Here is a 19606-nt window from a genome sequence, read left to right on the forward strand (position 1 = left end):
AAAGAATAGAGTCAGGCATGGATGCTTTAAGTAAAATTTTTGATGATATTCATCTGGAAAAATCAGAATATCTCTACCTCAATGTGTTCCATCCAGGCGGGTTTGATTATGAATATGAACCTTCCATGCTGGCTTATGTGTTATTGCAAGGTCAAGCGCAATTAATATTTAAAGATGGTGATTTGCTTGAGCTGCAACAAGGCGATCTAGTGTTATTGCCTGCAGGTTCTACCCATCGGATTTCTAGTCCCGGTAATGCAGATTTTTCTGAACATCATTCGATCAATTCTTATTTTCAGACTCATGCACAGCAATGTGTGGATCTCAATATCACCCATTCAGCAGAACGCAGTTTTATTCTGGCGATTCGTTCCAATCTGGATATCCAGATGGCGAAACCGCTATTGAGTGCTTTACCCAAATTTCTGCACATCCAGCATATTCTGGGAGATACAGCACCAGAATGGTTACAGGTCGGTTTGCAATTTCTGGCGCTAGAAACCCAACAACTTCGTCCTGGACGGGACAAGATTCTGGATCATCTGGTCAGTATTTTACTGATTGAATGCGTACGAGATTATATTTTGAATCTGGAAAATGCCTCAAGCTGGCTAAATGCCCTTTCGCATCCTGAACTATCCAATGCCTTGGCAGCGATTCATGGCAAACCAGAACAGCCTTGGACTGTAGAAAGTTTGGCTGAACAATGCCATATGTCGCGTTCCAAATTTGCCCAGCTGTTTACCCAGATTGTTCGTGAGCCGCCATTAGCTTATCTGCAACAGCATCGACTTCGACTGGCAGCACAATATCTCAGAAATAGCGGATTTAGCATCCAGCAGATCGCCTATCTGGTGGGCTATTCTTCGGAAACGGCGTTTAGTCAAAGCTTTAAAAAACAGTTTGAACTAACCCCGACCCAATATCGTATTGCCTGTCAGAAAAACAAGACGCCTTTATTGGACTAAGTCTAGTACCGCTTTGACAGGATCTTCACTATTGCCGGAAAGCAGCTGCTTATGCATGGTGAGATGCTGCATCACTTGAATTTGAGCTGCTTCAATATCCATCAATTTTTCAATTTCAGCAGCCAGATTTTCAGGCGTTGCTTCAGACTGAATTAATTCCTGAATGACTTTTTTGCCAGCAATAATATTTGGCAACGAGAAATAAGGAATTTTGACCAGCAATTTGGCAATCTGGTAAGTCAGCCAGTGCAATTTATAAAAGGTCACCATCGGACGATGCAATAACATGGCTTCCAGTGTCGCAGTACCTGAAGCTAAGGCAATAATATTGGAAGCATTCATGACTTGGCGGCCAATTTTTGACTCGCTACTGGTATTTTCTATCAGGCGGATATTCGCTTTTAAACTGTCCGGATATTGTGCCAGCAAGTTTTCAATCTGCTGTTTGCGCATCTCATTAATGGCAGGAATCAGAAACATATAATCCGGATATTTCTGATGCAGAATTTTGGCTGCATCCAGTACCAATGGCCCTAAGCGTTCAATTTCACCACGGCGGCTCCCCGGCAGCAATGCAATATATTTTTGTGCAGGATCTAAACCCAGTTCTGCCTGTGCTTCAGCCAGATCATTGTTGAGGGGTAACTGGCTTGCCAATGGATGACCGACAAAGGCAGCCGGAACATCCCATTTCTTGAAAAATGCTTTTTCAAATGGAAATAGGCACAGCACCAGATCAATACAGGCCTTGATACCATGTACCCGGCCCTGACGCCATGCCCAGACTGAAGGACTGACATATTGCACGGTCTTAATCGGTAACTGTTTTTGCTTCAGGCTTTTGGAAAGTCGCAAATTAAAATCAGGCGCATCAATACCGATAAACACATCGACTGGATCTTTCGTCCAGGTCTCGACCAGACCATCACGAACTGCAAACAGTTTTTTAATATCTTTCAGGACTTCAACAATGCCCATGACTGAGAGAATATCCATTGGATAGTAGCTCTTGAAGCCTTCCGCCAGCATTTGTGGTCCGCCGATCCCTTCAAACTCTGCGTCAATACCCTGCTCTCGAAAACTACGGATGAGCTTCGCACCAAGCGTATCTCCAGATACTTCTCCCACCACGATTCCGATTTTAAGTTTCCGATTCTGCAAGTGTATTCCCTCGAATGAGACAAATTAATTCCGTTCAGATTCTATCATAAAGCATGATTTGAGCATGCTTAAGTGTTGAACTCACAAATCGTGGCTACCTCAAATAATTAAACTACTGGAATCTGGACAATGCTCGCACCTTAGCTAAGCTTAAAAATTAAAATAAATTTAAAGCGGCTGATCTTTAGACAAATAAATCAAAAGGCATTTTGCAGAATCTTTATCAATTTTCGTACTTAGCAATAGAAAGGTGTGCTAGATGATTCAAATTAAAATATAAATCAGGATGAATTACTTTAAATTTTACAGTCTTTATCTCTTTTTAGAATAAGCAAATCAATAATCAAGACAACGACTTATATTTAAAAGTCATAAGATATGCTCGTTTTTTGATTTTGGCATATATGCATGTTTGGTCCGATTGAATTTATTTTAGCAGGTGTATTGGTAGGTTTCTGTGTCGGGATTACCGGTGTCGGTGGCGGTTCGTTAATGACCCCAATTCTGATTACACTGCTTCGGGTTGAACCGCATATCGCGATTGGTACAGACCTTCTTTATGCCGCAATTTCTAAATTCTGTGGTTCATTGGTTCATGCCAAGAAAATGAATATTGTCTGGCCCATTGTAATCTGGCTGGCGATCGGTAGTATCCCTGCCTCATTTGTGACCCACTGGGTACTTGAGAATTACCTTAGTCAATCGACACATTATAAAGCAACACTGACTATGGTATTGGGCTTTATGCTGACCCTTACCGGTGCATCTATTGTATTCCGCAATTCTATTGAAAAGTTTTTTAATAAATACCGCAAACAAGAACTGCCTGACATGACTCAGGATCTGGACAAAGTTGACTTTAAATCTGGTAATAAACGTGTCTTGATCGTGATCATGGGGATTGTACTGGGCGTGTTTGTGACCCTGTCATCTGTCGGTGCCGGTGCTTTCGGTATTATGGCCTTGATCCTCATGTTTCCGAATTTACCCATGATTCGCATCATCGGTTCGGATGTAGTACATGCTGTACTTCTAACTTTAGTCGCAGGTCTGGGCCATATGAGCGCAGGTAATGTAGACTTTACTTTATTAGGCTGGTTACTTTGCGGTTCTATTCCAGCAATTGTGATTGGTACACTGATCAGTTCACGTATGCCAGAGAAAATTATCCGTAAAATTCTTGGGATTACCCTGTTCTGTCTTGGCGTGAATTTCATTGTGAATCCAGTCAAGTCAAAACCGGCACAACCCGCCCAACCTGAATTGGTAACAGCAGCAGAAAAAGCTGCTGCTGTTTAAACTAAATCATGGATTCATCACTTTTTTTTCAAAGAAGTATTCATCTTTTTTATAACAAAGTGACGCATCATTCATGTTATATTCAGGCTATTAAACAACCTTTTGTATGATCAAACCAGTGACGGCAATGAATACACTACAGTCAAAACCTATTTCAGCATCAGATATTGATGACGTGAATATCCAAAGCATGATTCCTTTGGTAACACCTGCTCAGTTGAAAGCAGAGTTACCTTTGACTGAAACTGCTTATCAAACCGTACTGCATGGTCGTGAAACGATTCGTAATATCCTGGATGGCAAGGATAAGCGTATTTTTGTAGTGATTGGTCCATGTTCAATTCATGATCCAGCGGCTGCGCATGAATATGCTGAACGTTTAAAAGCTTTAAGCGAAAAAGTAAGAGATAGCCTGTATATCGTAATGCGTGTTTATTTTGAAAAACCGCGTACAACTGTAGGCTGGAAAGGTCTGATCAATGACCCTGATATGAATGACTCTTTCAATATTGAAAAAGGTCTGCGTATCGGTCGTAAACTGTTACTGGAGCTAAATGAACTTGGCCTGCCATGTGCTACAGAAGCACTGGATCCAAACTCTCCACAGTACTATCAGGATCTAATTTCATGGTCAGCGATCGGTGCACGTACTACCGAGAGCCAAACTCACCGTGAAATGTCTTCTGGCCTGTCTTCACCAGTCGGCTTCAAAAATGGTACAGACGGCGGCTTAACTGTTGCGACCAATGCAATGCAGTCTGTTAAACATGGTCACAGCTTCTTGGGCCTTAACGATCAAGGTCAGGTTGCGGTGATTCGTACTTCAGGTAACCCATATGCACACGTGGTTCTACGTGGCGGTAATGGCAAACCTAACTACGATGCAGGTTCAGTTGCAGATGCTGAGGCAGCTCTTGCGAAAGCAAAAGTCAGTGGCAAGATCATGATTGATGCCAGCCACGCAAACTCAAATAAAGACCCGTACTTACAACCGCTTGTCTTAAAAAATATTACTGAACAAATTCTTGATGGAAACAAGTCAATTGTTGGTATTATGGTAGAAAGTCACCTGAAAGGTGGTCGTCAGGATATCCCTGCCAATCTTTGTGATCTGGAATATGGAAAATCAGTAACTGATGGCTGTATCGATTGGGAGACCACAGAAAAAGTGTTGCTTGACATGCATGAGGCATTGAAGGACGTTTTACCTAATCGTTAAACGAACTGACAAACGCCATCGACAAGATGGCGTTTTCATTTCTGAACAAGGAAAATTTTATCTGATGAATGAAATTGAAACTGCATTAAGTCAAATTGAAAATTTTCAGTTCATCCATGACCATCTGTTCAGCTCTGGTCAGCCGACAACTGAACAACTGAGGTTGATTAAAGAATACGGCGTCTCTACCGTAATCAATGTGGCATTAACAGATAGCGATCATCATCTGTTACATGAAGATAAAATTTGTCTTGATCTTGGCCTGAACTATATCCAGTTGCCGATCTCATGGGAAACCCCTTCGGATAGTCAGTGCCTGCTGGTACTGGATCTGATTGATCATCTGGTCAAAGAACAAATGGTCTGGGTACATTGTACGCAGAATTATCATGTCAGCTGCCTGATATATCTATATCGTCAATACTATATGAATATGGATATGCCGACTGCGCAGGAATATCTGCATCAGCTCTGGGAACCGAATGAAACCTGGACCGGTTTAATTCATGCGGCTGCCCTACAGCTGCAAGGCCGTAAAGCTACACATGAACTGGAATTATCCCTGATTCATCCCAATAACTTCGGTTGATGTTATTTGTAGTGGCTGATTAGAACAGTTGCCATAGACAGAATACCTTCCTGACGGCCAGTAAATCCTAATTTTTCAGTGGTTGTGGCTTTAATACTGATTTGAGTCACATCCACATCCAGTACATCGGCAATGCTCTGACGCATTTCCAGATTATGTTTAGCCAGCTTTGGACGTTCACAAGCTACAGTGATATCAGCGTTATTCAGGCGATAACCACGATCCAGAATTAGCTGATAGACATGCTTTAACAAGACCTTGCTGTCCGCACCCTTAAACTGCGGATCGGTATCCGGAAAATGTTGACCAATATCGCCCAGTGCTAAGGCACCTAATAAAGCATCACAAAGTGCATGTAAAACTACATCACCATCAGAGTGTGCTTTCAAGCCATGCGTATGTGGAATCTGAATACCTGCCAGAGTGACAAAATCACCTTCTTCAAATGCATGTACATCCAGTCCCTGACCAATACGAATTTGTGCAATCACTTTTATATCCTTTAGAAATAACTGATTGAAATCTTGTACACCACGTTTCTATTTCGCTATAGTTAGACCTAGCGTAACACAGTGAAAGTATAAGCGATCATGCTACTGAAAACTGATATAAATATGATGAAAATAATGGGACTTTTACTCGGGACAGGCCTTTTTGCTAGCAGCATTCATGCTGAATCGCTGGACTGTAGCAGTCATCATAACAATAACGCAGCCATGAAAAAGATCTGCTCAACCTCTCTAGCTGAACCGCGTGAAAAACTGACAGATCAATATTTTACCGCTTTTCTGATTACAGATGCACCTGTTCGCTTGTTGCAAGATACCCAGCAACTATGGAGCACACGCTTACAGCAATGTAAAACGCTGGACTGCTTTAAACAGCAATTTGACCAGCGTCTGGATGACCTCAATATTTATATTTCTTTGAATCAGAGCCTGACTCAGCACTATCTGAAGTTTGAACAGGGCCAAATGGCCAAACAGCCGATTCATCTCAAGATTCATCAGCTGACGAAAGACCGCATCAAGATTGAAGGGGTCGCCTACCGTAATCCGAATAATCGTGCAGAAACCCAGACCATTCCTTTTCTGGCCTATACCACGACCGAAACTAAAAGTCAGATTACGGATAATGAGCATGACTGCAAATATAACTTTAATTATAGCAAGGCAATCTTGACGGTCAGTACTGAACAAAAAGGCTGCGAGCGCTTTAGTGGTATTTATCGTTTATATGATTAAACAGCCGACTTTTATTTGTATCTATCAATGTCCTAAATATATATTTAAAAATTTAAGCTAGAAATTCCTTCTCCTTATTGGAGAAGTTTTTATAAAGATTCCCTTCACCCCAACCTTCTTCCCCAAGTAGAAGGAGCTTAATTGATAAACAATTATTTTTTGATCTTTTAAAATAGCCCGCAAGCGGGCTATTTACTTATGCCGGGTAATGCTGAGCTATTTCTTGGCTAATCATGGCTGCGGTTGCCGCTGATAATGTCCAACCCAAGTGTCCATGACCGGTGTTATAAAAGACACGTTCCTGTCTACCACGGCGCACTACAGGCATCATATTCGGCATCATGGGACGCAGACCTGCCCACGGAATCACATGTTCAGTACACAGATCGAAATTGCGTTGTGTCCAGTCAATTAAAGGCTGAATCCGGTCAACACGAATATCGCGATTATAACCATTAAATTCCGCGGTTCCTGCAACACGTAAGCGGTCTTTACCTAAACGTGATAAGACAATCTTGGCACTCTCATCTAGCAGACTGACCCAAGGAGCATTTTGCTGACTTTGCTCATCATTGAGCTGTACCGTAATTGAATAGCCTTTCACCGGGTAGACATTCACTCGCTCACCCAACAGATCTGCCAACTGATAACTGCTGACACCAGCACATACTACAATGGCATCTGCCTGAATCTCGAGCACATCTTCAGCATCAGCACGCACATTTTCAGAGCTGGGCCTGCATTTAACTATAATCTGCTGTGTCTGGTGATCGACTGCAAATACATCCTGACCAAATTCGAATTTCGCCCCTTTTTTCATACAGGCATTTGCCAGTCCAGTACTGAATTTATGAATATCTCCAGTCGCATCACTCTGGCAATAAAACCCCGCGTAATAATCCCCAGTTAATGCAGGTTCAATCTGCTTGATTTCCTCATTGGTAATTGCATTACGTTCTAGACCACCACTACATAGGAGATCATTGACCTTAATTGCGACATCATAATCAGCTTTATTATGGTAGAAATGTAGAATTCCGCGCTTTTCCAGATCAAAATCAATTTGCTCAATTTCGGCAATTTCAAACAGGCGTTTTCGGGCCAGTAACGCGAGTCTTACCGTTTCCCGGGTATTGGTTTCATAATTTTTAATATGACCTAGAAATTCCATCAGCCAGCTATATTTATGCAGACTAAAAGAAGGATTGAGCAATAGCGGGGCGGTTTTTTGTGACATCCATTTGATGCCTTTTAACACAGTGGCTTTCTGATTCCAGACTTCTGCATTACAGGCAGAAAGTTGCCCGCCATTGGCGAAGGATGTTTCCATCGCGGGATAAAGATGACGGTCGACCACCGTGACCTGATAACCGAGTAAAGCGAGCTCATAAGCTGTTGTTACACCGGTAATGCCTGCCCCCACCACAATAACATGACGCATAGACACCTCTCCTTAATATGTGATGTCTTTCCCATCTGTCATGTGTACCTGAGAGCTTCGGTGACTGCATCATAACTGTATGCAGCAACCTTCCCCCTTCGGTGAGTGATTCAACACTTCTCTCCAGAGTTTAATATATTATTGCAGTCCTTTTGCCTGAGAGTTTCCTGGGACCTTGCTCCTTCGGCGAATGCAGTAGCATTTCTCTCCTGCAATAATATTTTTATTATCCTGAGCAATTTATATACCATCTTATCGGGGACTACAGTTTTTTATTTATGTTAATTCACGTGATTTAAGTGGTAACAACACTTTCAATAAATTTAGAAGAAATAACACTATCCATTTCAAATGAGTTTTAAGATTTTAATTTGGTTTTTTGCCTCATTTTTCTACGTCATGCTCCAATAAAAAGCATTTAAGAAAAGCAATAAAGTTTATAATTGCTTAGGCTATTTACGGGATTGATTTACCAAAAAACGCTCAATATACGACCAGCCTTCAGATCCTAAAATTAAATTAACCAGGAAAGAATTAACATGAGAGATCCAGCCGCGACTACCGTTTGCATACTGATAATACTAGCCATGAACTGGCTATCTCCTCCATAGACACGTGTCAACACATAAGAAGCTGAAGCGGTAGGTAAAGCAAAAAACAACACCAGTACCTGTGTGGTTAAAGGGTCAATATTAAATAATTGGCAGACAAAGAAAGCAGCAAGTGGCATTCCTAATAAACGTCCAAAAGTCGCCAGGCTCAATAGTAAGATATCCCGTTGGAAGCCTTGGAACTGTAGGGCAGCCCCCACACACATCAAGCCAAGCGGCAAACTGCATAAGGCAATCTGTTTTAGGAATAATGCAAACCCGGCCCAGAGTGACAAGCCTGAAAGATTAAATAGGCCACCCACAAGAGAGCCTAAAATTAAAGGATTCTTTAACAGATCAACCAGAATTTTGAAGATCTGCATATCTGAATTACGAGTAAATGCAAGTACAGATAAAATATTGACCAGTGGAATACACAACACCATCACTACGGCGAAAATGGTCATACCCTGCTGATGAAATAAGGCATTCACTGCTGCAAGTCCGATATAGGTGTTAAAGCGCAGAAGTGCCTGCACATAGACCCCAAAACGTGCATAGCCAATCTGATAAATCTTGCGCAGTACATATAGCGCAATACTGACCACCGCCATAAGGCTAAAGACCACCAGAATCACATCTTTAATGACTGCCATTTCAATCTTGGCTACGGCCAGATTTAAAAACAGCATAACTGGAAACAGGACAAAATAATTGAGTTTTTCTGCCCCACGCCAGAAACTATCTTCCAGCCATTTCCTTTGTTTTAATACATAGCCCAAAGTAATCAGGCCAATAAGCGGAAACAGTACAGTGAAGATAGTCTGAAACATTGAACAACTCATGATATGGGTTTTGCGGCAATCGCATCCAATTCAATTGCCTATCAATGAGCAAGGATACAACAAGTGGCTCGTTTCAGGATAAAAATAGTGGAAAATTCAATGGATAATAAATAAAAAACACTCTGGCTGGCTTTAATTAAAATACGCTTTAAATCCAACTTTCATCTTTTGCAATATTTAGTGCATCATTTTTTAATCTTTCAAGCTCCTCATAAACCTTTGCATCAAGCTTCGGGCGGACTTTTTCAAACTTAACTTTTAACAAATCTAGGCTTCTTAAGAGCATCCTAAAAATGAGTCTTTCACGGCCTAAATCATCTGTTGCCTTAAAAGTTGTTGGATCAATCCTTAAACGGAAATCCATATTTCTACGTTTAAATGAATAAAAAATACGTTCATCAAAACTATAATTTCCCATTATAATTTCAATGCACTTCCATTTATCTATCGGAATATCATACGACTTATTTTGTAGTTGAGCATTTAAGGCATTTTCTACTGCGTTACGTGCTTTATTTTCGAGATCAAGATGATCTTCTGTTAACACTTCACTACTTAATTCAGCACTTAACCATACTTCCATTCATACATCCTGTCATTATTCTTATTAAACACACTTAGAATCAAAAATAGATTCAAATAACTTAATAAATCTTTTCGAGACTCTTTTCTAAAATCACCAGATTTAAATCTACTAAAGGCTGTCCAACCTCTGCATCCAGTGGATAACTCTCTGTTTTGCCGGTTTGGTGATAACCACGACGCTCATAATACGCGATTAATTCAATGCGCACATTAAGAACAGACATTCTAAGTTTTTTGAAAGGTATTTTTTCTCTAGAGTATTGCTCAGCGAAATCTAACAATATTCGACCATAACCTGAATTTTGCCGGACTGGGTCAATAGCAAAACTGCCGATTTCAAAACAATCTGGCAAGTGTGTCAAACCAATACAACCCACCAGTTGGTCATCATTTTCCAAAACATAAAGTTCAAAATCAGGCCGTGCTAAAAGCTCACTTAACTGAGCCTCATTAATTCGATCACCTGAAACAATGTCATGTTCATGCGTCCAACCCAAATTTGATCGATAAGCTGTATTGATCAACTTAACAATATTTTGAATGTCCGTAGCTTGGGCTAAACGAATATTGTTATTTTTCATCTTATAAATATAAAAAAGCCAGGCCAAAGCCTGACTTTAATTTTATTTGCTTCTATAAAGCAAATTATTTAGGTTCAATTGGCTCAAACGGCGCAACGACATCGGCATTTTGTGCACGATGACGCATGAAGTGATCCATCAAAACAATTGCTAGCATCGCTTCAGCAATTGGTGTCGCACGTACACCCACGCAAGGATCATGACGGCCTTTGGTCAGTACATCAGTATCTTCACGGTTAATGGTAATAGTTTTGCCCGGAGTTGTAATGGAAGCAGTTGGTTTCAGCGCAATCGAAACACGAATATCCTGACCGCTAGAAATACCACCTAAGATACCGCCAGCATGGTTCGCCAGGAAGCCATCTGTTGTGAGTTCATCACGGGTTTCATGACCGAACTGCTCAGCCACACCAAAACCATCACCAATTTCCACGCCTTTCACGGCATTAATTGACATCATGGCATGGGCAATATCCGCATCTAAACGATCAAATACTGGTTCACCCCAACCGACTGGTACTTTAGAAGCAATAATTTCTAAACGTGCACCACAGCTTGTGCCTTGCTCACGTAATGAAGTTACCAATGCTTCAAACCGCGGCACCGCATCAACATCACCACAGAAGAACGGGTTATTTGGCACTTCATTCCAGTCCAGTTTTTCTGCTTTTTCAGTCCCGATTTGGGTCACATGACCACGGATTTCAATACCAAATTTCTCAAACAGGAATTTCTTGGCAATCGCACCTGCTGCTACACGCATCGCAGTTTCACGCGCACTTGAACGGCCACCACCGCGATAGTCACGGAAACCATACTTCTGGGTATAGGTATAGTCTGCATGGCCCGGGCGGAAAGTTTGCGCGATATTGCCATAATCTTTCGATTTTTGATCCGTATTGCGGATTAAAAGACCGATTGAAGTTCCGGTGGTTTTACCCTCAAACACACCGGAAATAATTTCAACTTCATCTGGCTCTTTACGCTGTGTTGCAAATTTTGAAGTACCTGGCTTACGACGGTCCAAATCCTTTTGCAAATCAGCTTCAGACAGTTCAATCCCTGGTGGAACCCCATCAATAATGGCCATTAAGCCAACACCATGAGATTCACCACAAGTCGTTACACGGAAGAGTTGCCCTATACTATTACCTGCCATGTCAACGACTCCTTATGAATTAACAGATTGAATGAATAAATCGCGATATTGACGGCATTGGGCTGCAGTCAGTGCAAAGATACCTGAACCACCACGTTGGAACTGCAACCAGTGGAAATCAACGGTATTGAAGTTTTGCTTCATTGCCCATTCAGAGTTACCCACTTCAATCACGATCAGACCATCTTCAGTCAGATAATCAGCCGCTTGAGCCAGCATTTTACGAACTAGATCCAGACCGTCTTGACCAGCAGCCAATGCCAGTTCTGGCTCATGATGGAATTCATCAGGAAGATCAGCCATATCCTCTGCATCGACATATGGAGGATTAGATACGATTAGATCATATTGGTTTTCAGCTGGAATTTTAGCGAACAAATCAGATTCAAGTAAGGCCACTTGGTACTGTTTACTGTGATGTTCACAGTTAATCTGCGCCACTTCCAAGGCATCTTTAGAAATATCAGTTGCATCCACTTCTGAATCCGGGAAAGCATAGGCCAATGCAATCGCGATACAGCCAGAACCGGTACACATATCCAGAATGCGTTGTGGAGTTTTTGGATTCGGGTTTTCTGGCAAGTTATTTACTGCTGCGCCTATTTCACCATTTTCAGTCAGGCAATAAGGAGCAAAGCGGTTTTCAATCAGCTCAACGATTGGCGAACGTGGAATCAGAACACGTTCATCGACATAGAATGGCTTGCCAAAGAAATAGGCCAGATTCAATAAATAAGAGGTAGGAACACGTTCATTAATGCGGCGTTCCAGCAAGCTTAAGAACTCAGCGACTTCACTCGGCAATAATTTAGAATCCAGAATTTCAGGATCTGCATTCCAGTCCAGTGACAAGGTTTGTAGAACCAGCGCTGAACTTTCAGCAAAATAATCTTCTGTACCTTGACCTAAGTGCGCATCGTATTGACGTAATGCTGTAACCCCAAAACGGATAAAATCACGAATGGTAGTTAAATTTTCAGCGGCTTCCTGCAAATGTTCAGGGCTAATAGTCGGTCGATCCACTTAAGGCGTCTCCAAGGTCATTTTTTAGAACGCCTTATGATACCTTGTTTTGAGGTCTTTTATAATGCCAAAACCATGAAAAACCCGAATTCTCCATGGTTTATCAATGACAGATCTTCTGGATTTCAGACAGATTAGAATCCTGCTTTTTAAGATTTATCACTATTTCCGGAAGGATTTATTAACTTAAAACCAGTTTAAGCACCGGCACGATAAGAACGCGATTGATACAAATTCGCCTGATCTTTTACCATCTCTAGCGCACATTGACCCTGTTTAATCTGGGCATATTGGGTATTCATAGTCAGTTTGCATTGCTGTGATAGTTTACGTTGCCAAACTGTATGCTGATCACGAATATTATTACGATAGCCTGCATTCAATTTCAGATAAGTCTTATAGTTTTTCTTCAGACGTTTATTCTGTGCTTTTAATTCTTTTTTCACACATTTTTGTAGCTTAGCTGTATTGCCATAACTAAAGTTCATACACTGGATATATTCCTGAGAATAACCTGTAGCCGCCTGAACCTGTAATGCCACCGTCCCCAAACAACCTGCCATTAATAAACATGCAAAACGCATAATATCCCCTTCACCAAAACCGGCTTGTTTCCAATCAATATTGAATAATGAATCTTGTTTATATTATTGCCTGATACTAACTTAGTCCTCGATAAAATCCTATATTTTTCTCGCTTAAAAAGATGTCACAGTTCTTTGGTTGAAACTTGATTTTATGGCCGCATATAATTCGGCAATGATGTCCAAACGAGCCCAGATCTTATGAGCTATAAGCACAACAATCTTATGGCCATGCGCCAGAACTACTGGAATGACCAGTTATCCAGTCAGGTGCAGCAGGAAAAGGTATTTTTACAAACCACATTAATGCAGCAAGGTGTATTTAGTAGCGCGACACTGGAAGATGCCAAATACCTGTTTTTCAGCTTGCCAAGCATCATTATTGTGAAGGGTTATGCGCTGGGTTTTATGCATGAAACAGTCCAGAACCTAATTCATCAACATATTCAAACAAATAAACAACAGTTACAACAACGATCTGAATTAAAAATTCAATTTCAAATGTCATAATATTCACCCTACACTGGTCAAAACGGCAAGCGATATGCTCTTGCCGAGATTTTCACCGTGAATTCAGCGGCTTAAACTTTTTTAATACGTGCAGACACGGTAATATCCACTACAATGATTTATTCCGCTTTATGCTGATAAAAGGATTGAGTTTACATGTCAGATCAGAACGATAAGCTTAAACAATTGAAAACTTCCTCAATGGATCGACGCTTATCGATCGCAAAGGCATCTTTGCTGGCAGGTACGCGCTGGGCAGCATCCAGTGCGGGTTCTATATTCTCGAGCGAAGAAGAAAAAGAAAGAAGACGCAAGAAAGCCATGAAAGAACAGGCCGATTATCTGGTTGCAGAAATTGGCAAGCTTAAAGGTTCAATTGTCAAAATTGGCCAGATGATGGCACTGTATGGCGAGCATTTTCTGCCAGAAGAAGTTACTCAAGCCTTAAATACTTTAAATAATAAAACAGTCGCTTTGGCTTGGCCGGCGATCAAAGCCCAATTACAGCAGCAATTAGGTTCCAAGCTAGATGATCTGACAGTTGATCATGAGCCCTTGGGCACTGCCTCTTTGGCTCAGGTGCATCGTGCGGTGCGTAAGTCAGACGGTATGGAGCTGGTGCTTAAAATCCAGTACCCGGGTGTAGCTGAAGCTATTGATTCTGATATGAGCCTGTTTAAGAACATGCTCAAATTGACCCGTATGGTGCCGCAAACCCGTGAATTTGATCAATGGTTTGATGAAGTTCGCGAGATGATGCATCGTGAGGTCAATTACAAAATTGAGGCGGATACCACTCGCCGCTTCTGTAAGCGTCTGCAAAATGATTCACGATATATCGTACCGACCATTATCGATAACTATTGTACCGACCGTGTCTTGTGCATGACCTTTGAACGTGGTGTACCCATCAATAGTCCAGTGATGCTGTCTCTACCACAGGAACGTCGTAATAAACTGGGTGAAGCTTCCCTTGAAATCGCTGTACGTGAGATTTTTGAATGGGGCGAGATGCAGACTGACCCGAATTTCGGCAATTACCTGGTACGTCTAGGGGATGGCGAAAATATCCAGGACAAGATTGTGCTTCTCGACTTCGGTGCAATCCGTCAGTTTGACCAGCATCTACTCAATGTAGCGCGTAACCTGATCCAGGCCGGTTATCATCATGATTCAGACATGATGGTAAAAGCCATGACCGGTTATGAATTCTTTGATTCTATTCCGCCTAGCATCAAACCGGATATGGCAAAAGTCTTTCTGTTAGCCACAGAAGCCTTCAGCTCGCCAATGAATAATAAAGACTTGCCTCCAGGTGTGATGGATGAACATGACCGCTATAACTGGAAAAAAAGCCAGCTTCATAGCCGTGTGATGCAGCAGGCTTCTAAATCCATGGCTTCACGTTATTTCAGTGTACCGCCTAAAGAATTTATGTTTATTAGCCGTAAGTTTATTGGTGCTTATACCTTCATGACGGTGATTGATGCGAAAACTAATGTACGCGCAATGATTAAACGTCATCTCTAATAGACTAAGTTATTATTAGCCTTATAGAAGACCCGGATGATTTTGTCATTCGGGTCAATTTTTGATAAAAACCAAATTTTTCTTATTTTATTTTTCTATTTATTTTCAATATCTTAATTTTTTAAATCCTCTCTTTATTTTAATAATAAATTGACAATGATTCATGTCATTGATGACATGGTTTTTTCTAGAACTGCATGTCAACATCAGGCAAATAAGATAACACCCCGTAGGATAATTAGAATGAACAATATGGTGAACAAAGCACAAGGATTTGGCTTGTCCATCCTGACCAAAGTGGCTGGAAGTGATTTACTCGACCAATTAAAGCTGCGTAAATTTTTAGAAAAATCTCTTTATCAAAGCTCTAAAGCAGGTTTTAAAACACTCAGCCAAACTCAGAAAATCCTGAAATCTGGTCAGAAAATTCAAAGACAACGTTTACCACATCAGTCCAAATCCCTGTTTGATCTGAATCTGACTGAAGAACAGCAAATGACCTGCGAGGCGATGCAACAGTTTGCCAGCGAAGTCCTTTATCCTTTGGCACATGATGCAGATCATCATGAAATCTTCCCAGAGGAACTCTGGCAATATTCAACTGATCTGGGTCTTAATTTTTATGCGCTGCCTGAAGCTCTAGGTGGCGTTGCTGCAGAACAGAATATCGTCAGCAATGTCCTGATGGCTCAACAGTTGGCTCAAGGCGATTTCAGTCTGACCGCTGGACTGCTTTCTACCTTTAGTGTGATTAATGCGATTACCCGTTGGGGTTCAGAACAGGTTCAGACTGAGTATTTGACTGGATTCGCTGATGATCCTCATCTTAAAGCTACCTTCGCAGTACAGGAAGTAACAGCTGCCTTTAATCCTTATCAGTTAAAAACTCAAGCAACGTCGAATGGAGATAACTATTTAATTAATGGTGAAAAAACCTTAGTGATGCTCGGAGAAACTGCTGATATCTATCTGGTCAGTGCAGATCTGAATGGCAAAACCGAAGTATTTATTGTGCAACGCAATAATACTATTACTGCACAAAAATCTCCGGCTATGGGTCTGAAAGCCACTCAAACCATGAATCTCAAATTTAATAACACACCGGCACAACGCCTGGGAGATGACGATTTTGATTACACCGCTTTTATTGATCTGGGTAACTTGATGTGGTGTGCCATGGCGGTCGGTACCTGTGAAGCGGTTAAAAAATACTGTGTGCAATATGCCAATGAACGCACAGCCTTTGGTGAACCAATTTCCCATCGGCAAAGTGTAGCTTTTATGATTGCAGATATGGCGATTGAAATTGATGCTATGCAAATGCTGATCCTGAATGCCGCCAGTCTGGCAGAATCCGGACAGGATTTTCATCGTGAAGCTTATCTGGCCCGTCTGCTCTGTGCAGAAAAATCCATGAAAATTGGCACAGATGGCGTGCAGATCCTCGGCGGATATGGCTTCACCAAGGAACATCCGGTAGAACGCTGGTATCGGGACTTAAGAGCAACAGCAATCGTACATTCTGGCCTTCATGCCTGAGCAAAGAATAAGGAAAAAAATAGATGAACTTGCAAAATCCTAAAAAATTCAAATTGCTGATTGATCAGGCACATGAAGTTGCTCTAAATGTACTCCGCCCTATTTCACGCAAATATGACAAAGCTGAACATGCTTATCCGAAAGAGTTAAATATGCTCGCTTCTGTCATCGACGGCATGAACCAAGGCAGCGAAGGCATGAATGCGGGAGTTGCGGTCAATAAACGCGGTGATAACGATGAAAGTAATAAAAATGGCGTCAATATGTCCACTGCACTTAGTATTGTCGAAATGTGTTATGGCGATACCGGACTACTTTTATCAATGCCGCGTCAAGGTCTAGGAAATTCAGCCATTGCTGCTGTTGCTAATGATGAACAGTTACAACGCTTTCATGGCATCTGGGCAGCGATGGCAATCACTGAACCAGGCTGTGGTTCCGATTCAGCTGCCATTCGTACCACTGCCATTAAAGATGGTGATGATTATATTCTGAACGGAGAGAAAATCTTTATCACCTCTGGCGAACGTGCAGATGCGGTTGTCGTCTGGGCGACTTTAGATAAAAAACTTGGCCGTGCTGCGATAAAGTCCTTTGTCGTACGCAAAGGTACGCCTGGCATGAAAATCGAGCGTCTGGAACATAAGCTAGGCATTAAAGCCTCGGATACGGCTACAATTAGTTTTATCGATTGTCGTATACCTGCTGCTAATTTGCTTGGACATGCCGAAATTGATGTGGCTAAAGGTTTTGCGGGTGTCATGGAAACTTTTGATAATACCCGTCCACTCGTTGCAGCAATGGCAATTGGTTGCTCTAAAGCTTCCTTAGAAAGAATCAAGGAGATTTTTAAGGATCAGCTAGATTCTGAATACCATACACCTTACTTACAAACATCGAATATTGCAGCGCAGATTTATCGCATGGAAGCCGAATGGGAATCTGCCCGTTTATTAATGTTGAAAGCTGCGTGGATGGCGGATAATCGTAAGCCTAATTCCCGTGAAGCTTCTATTGCTAAAGCCAAGGCGGGTCGTATTGCGAATGAAATCACTTTGAAGTGCGTCGAATTAGCAGCATCTATAGGCTATAACGAGACTGAACTTTTAGAAAAATGGGCACGTGATTCCAAGATTCTAGATATTTTTGAAGGAACTCAACAGATTCAGCAACTCATTATTGCTCGACGTGAACTAGGTAAATCTTCAAGTGAATTAAAATAATCAAAAACTGGAAATACTGCTTTATTAAAGAACGAATCATCAAAAAGGATGGATTTTTTATGGTTTTCGGACTATAAAATTTCCATCCTTTTTTATGTCATAATCTATGTATTTTATTCGTCCTATACAACCTCAAGATAATGCTCAAATTGCCAAAATTATTCGTGAAGTTTCCGTAGAATTCGGGCTTGCAGCAGAGTCCGGCTTTGCTGTCGGTGATTCAATTCTGGATAATCTGTATGAAGTATATCAACAGCCAAAAGCGGCTTATTGGGTCATTGCCGATGAGCAGGATCAAGTGTTTGGCGGTGGAGGTATTGCGCCATTAGAGGGTGATCAGAGTATTCTAGAAATACAGAAAATGTATTTCTTACCTATTATTCGTCGTTATGGATTTGCGAAACAGATTTTAAATCTGGCTTTTGACTTCGCTCATGAGCAGAGCTTTAAACGAATCTATCTTGAAACTACTGCAAGTCTTTGGCAGGCAGTAAAGCTTTACGAAAAATTAGGTTTTGAACATCTGGATCATCCCGAAGGCAATACAGGTCATAGTGCAGCTTGTGAAATCTGGATGCTAAAAACTTTAGACTAAACTTTCTTGTGCATTCAGATACAAACACTTTAAAGAAAAAGCCAGAAATAAAAATTCGACTGCTAACTGGCTTTTCTTTAAGCAATTCTTCATAAAAAATTCATTATTCAACAAAATCTAATTTGTCTTTGTAAACAAATCATCTAATTTCTTGACGATTTTAATACATCTTCCTAAGATCAATCTAATTTTAAAAATACAGGGAAGCTGAAAGTTGTTGGGCAAATTTTCTGGCAAAAACTATTCGTTATTAAAGGTCTTAAATCCTACTACTTTAAAAATTGGGATGCTTGGCTTTAGTACAATATTAATAAGTGCTTGCTCTTCACTAGGAGGTAACTCCTTAGAAAAACGCTCTGCTAAACTGTCTCAAGGAATTCAGACTGCATATGCTGTGCCTGCGACAACTGCTACTCGCGTTTCACCTTTAATTATTCAGAATGCAGAAAGACATAGTATAGATCCCTTGCTAGTAGCAGCCGTGATTCGACAGGAATCTACCTATCGCAGTCAGGTCGCTTCACCTGCAGGTGCAGTGGGTCTTATGCAAATTGTTCCGCGTTATTGGCAATCTACCTGTGGACCTGATTTATTTAATGAAGCAGTCAATATTGGATGTGGGAGTTATATTCTGTCACGTTATCAGGAATCTAGCGGTAGCCTAGAAAAAGCACTGGGCTATTATAATGTAGGCCCTACTGCCTATGAGAAAGATCGGAAAATGCGTAAACAAGGCAAAAAATATGCAAAAGAGGTTTTAACGCACCAGAAGCAACTTAAAAAATCAATGTAATTAGAATGTACTAATAATTAAGTAAATGCATTCCAGAAATATTAATACATAAATAAAACGGCTTAAATTAAATTTAAGCCATTTTTATCTTGTCTTATTAAACCCCACGCATAAAAAAAGCCCCCTGC

20 protein-coding genes and 1 riboswitch are annotated in these 19606 nt (G+C 41.1%); of the genes, 11 read left to right on the top strand and 9 right to left on the bottom strand.

The window, feature by feature from the left end; all coding sequences use genetic code 11:
- Positions 1–17 precede the first annotated feature (17 nt).
- On the top strand, positions 18–968 hold the full coding sequence (locus RJ01_RS12830; RefSeq protein WP_034171370.1) for an AraC family transcriptional regulator: 951 nt from the start codon (positions 18–20) through the stop codon (positions 966–968).
- On the opposite strand, the gene lpxB is transcribed toward RJ01_RS12830, so the two are convergent.
- Complete coding sequence (gene lpxB, locus RJ01_RS12835; RefSeq protein WP_034171371.1) at positions 957–2129, bottom strand: lipid-A-disaccharide synthase; 1173 nt, start codon at positions 2127–2129, stop codon at positions 957–959. The genes RJ01_RS12830 and lpxB overlap by 12 nt on opposite strands.
- Positions 2130–2537: 408 nt before the next feature.
- Between lpxB and RJ01_RS12840 the strand changes: the two genes are divergently transcribed.
- The 3 genes from RJ01_RS12840 (at position 2538) to RJ01_RS12850 (ending at position 5236) form a co-directional block, all read left to right on the top strand.
- Complete coding sequence (locus tag RJ01_RS12840; RefSeq protein ID WP_034171372.1) at positions 2538–3428, top strand: sulfite exporter TauE/SafE family protein; 891 nt, start codon at positions 2538–2540, stop codon at positions 3426–3428.
- A gap of 127 nt (positions 3429–3555) precedes the next feature.
- A complete protein-coding gene (locus RJ01_RS12845; RefSeq protein WP_152606034.1) occupies positions 3556–4647 on the top strand; it encodes a 3-deoxy-7-phosphoheptulonate synthase in 1092 nt (363 codons plus the stop codon).
- A gap of 64 nt (positions 4648–4711) precedes the next feature.
- On the top strand, positions 4712–5236 hold the full coding sequence (locus tag RJ01_RS12850) for a protein tyrosine phosphatase family protein (RefSeq protein WP_034171373.1): 525 nt from the start codon (positions 4712–4714) through the stop codon (positions 5234–5236).
- Between the two features lie 2 nt (positions 5237–5238).
- On the opposite strand, the gene ispF is transcribed toward RJ01_RS12850, so the two are convergent.
- On the bottom strand, positions 5239–5727 hold the full coding sequence (gene ispF / locus RJ01_RS12855) for a 2-C-methyl-D-erythritol 2,4-cyclodiphosphate synthase (RefSeq protein WP_034171374.1): 489 nt from the start codon (positions 5725–5727) through the stop codon (positions 5239–5241).
- Positions 5728–5826: 99 nt separating this feature from the next.
- Between ispF and RJ01_RS12860 the strand changes: the two genes are divergently transcribed.
- The gene (locus RJ01_RS12860) at positions 5827–6480 is read left to right on the top strand and encodes a hypothetical protein (protein WP_034171375.1); all 654 of its coding nucleotides are present in this window, start codon (positions 5827–5829) and stop codon (positions 6478–6480) included.
- Positions 6481–6676: 196 nt separating this feature from the next.
- On the opposite strand, the gene RJ01_RS12865 is transcribed toward RJ01_RS12860, so the two are convergent.
- From RJ01_RS12865 to RJ01_RS12895, 7 genes are all read right to left on the bottom strand, one after another.
- Positions 6677–7921 carry a D-amino acid dehydrogenase gene (locus tag RJ01_RS12865; protein WP_034171376.1) on the bottom strand — a complete coding sequence of 415 codons (1245 nt, stop codon included), beginning with the start codon at positions 7919–7921 and terminating at the stop codon, positions 6677–6679.
- Between the two features lie 134 nt (positions 7922–8055).
- Positions 8056–8143, bottom strand: a riboswitch (glycine riboswitch).
- A gap of 292 nt (positions 8144–8435) precedes the next feature.
- Entirely contained in the window at positions 8436–9344 is a 909-nt protein-coding gene (locus tag RJ01_RS12870) for an AEC family transporter (RefSeq protein ID WP_034171377.1), read from the bottom strand.
- Between the two features lie 160 nt (positions 9345–9504).
- Positions 9505–9939 (bottom strand): Imm44 family immunity protein, encoded by a 435-nt coding sequence (locus RJ01_RS12875; protein WP_034171378.1) that lies wholly within the window; start codon positions 9937–9939, stop codon positions 9505–9507.
- 61 nt (positions 9940–10000) lie between these two features.
- On the bottom strand, positions 10001–10522 hold the full coding sequence (locus tag RJ01_RS12880) for a GNAT family N-acetyltransferase (RefSeq protein ID WP_034171379.1): 522 nt from the start codon (positions 10520–10522) through the stop codon (positions 10001–10003).
- 64 nt (positions 10523–10586) lie between these two features.
- Positions 10587–11681: a chorismate synthase gene (gene aroC / locus RJ01_RS12885; protein ID WP_004785500.1), complete on the bottom strand. Its 1095-nt coding sequence runs from the start codon at positions 11679–11681 to the stop codon at positions 10587–10589.
- A gap of 12 nt (positions 11682–11693) precedes the next feature.
- Positions 11694–12704 (bottom strand): 50S ribosomal protein L3 N(5)-glutamine methyltransferase, encoded by a 1011-nt coding sequence (gene prmB, locus RJ01_RS12890; protein WP_034171380.1) that lies wholly within the window; start codon positions 12702–12704, stop codon positions 11694–11696.
- A 197-nt stretch (positions 12705–12901) separates the two neighbouring features.
- Positions 12902–13288, bottom strand: a complete 387-nt coding sequence (locus RJ01_RS12895) for a lysozyme inhibitor LprI family protein (RefSeq protein WP_034171381.1) — start codon at positions 13286–13288, stop codon at positions 12902–12904.
- Between the two features lie 201 nt (positions 13289–13489).
- On the opposite strand from RJ01_RS12895, the gene RJ01_RS12900 reads away from it, so the two are divergent.
- The 6 genes from RJ01_RS12900 (at position 13490) to RJ01_RS12925 (ending at position 19478) form a co-directional block, all read left to right on the top strand.
- Positions 13490–13798, top strand: coding sequence for a hypothetical protein (locus RJ01_RS12900; RefSeq protein WP_004785493.1), 309 nt, complete (start codon positions 13490–13492; stop codon positions 13796–13798).
- A 156-nt stretch (positions 13799–13954) separates the two neighbouring features.
- On the top strand, positions 13955–15328 hold the full coding sequence (locus RJ01_RS12905) for an AarF/ABC1/UbiB kinase family protein (RefSeq protein ID WP_034171382.1): 1374 nt from the start codon (positions 13955–13957) through the stop codon (positions 15326–15328).
- A 252-nt stretch (positions 15329–15580) separates the two neighbouring features.
- Entirely contained in the window at positions 15581–16867 is a 1287-nt protein-coding gene (locus tag RJ01_RS12910; RefSeq protein WP_171248479.1) for an acyl-CoA dehydrogenase family protein, read from the top strand.
- A gap of 23 nt (positions 16868–16890) precedes the next feature.
- Positions 16891–18090 (top strand): acyl-CoA dehydrogenase family protein, encoded by a 1200-nt coding sequence (locus RJ01_RS12915; protein ID WP_034171384.1) that lies wholly within the window; start codon positions 16891–16893, stop codon positions 18088–18090.
- A gap of 106 nt (positions 18091–18196) precedes the next feature.
- Positions 18197–18685, top strand: coding sequence for a GNAT family N-acetyltransferase (locus RJ01_RS12920; RefSeq protein WP_034171385.1), 489 nt, complete (start codon positions 18197–18199; stop codon positions 18683–18685).
- Between the two features lie 286 nt (positions 18686–18971).
- The gene (locus RJ01_RS12925; protein WP_227504435.1) at positions 18972–19478 is read left to right on the top strand and encodes a lytic transglycosylase domain-containing protein; all 507 of its coding nucleotides are present in this window, start codon (positions 18972–18974) and stop codon (positions 19476–19478) included.
- Positions 19479–19606 lie beyond the last annotated feature (128 nt).

The sequence above is a fragment of the Acinetobacter sp. YZS-X1-1 genome, from assembly GCF_000804305.1.
Lineage (GTDB): Bacteria > Pseudomonadota > Gammaproteobacteria > Pseudomonadales > Moraxellaceae > Acinetobacter > Acinetobacter variabilis.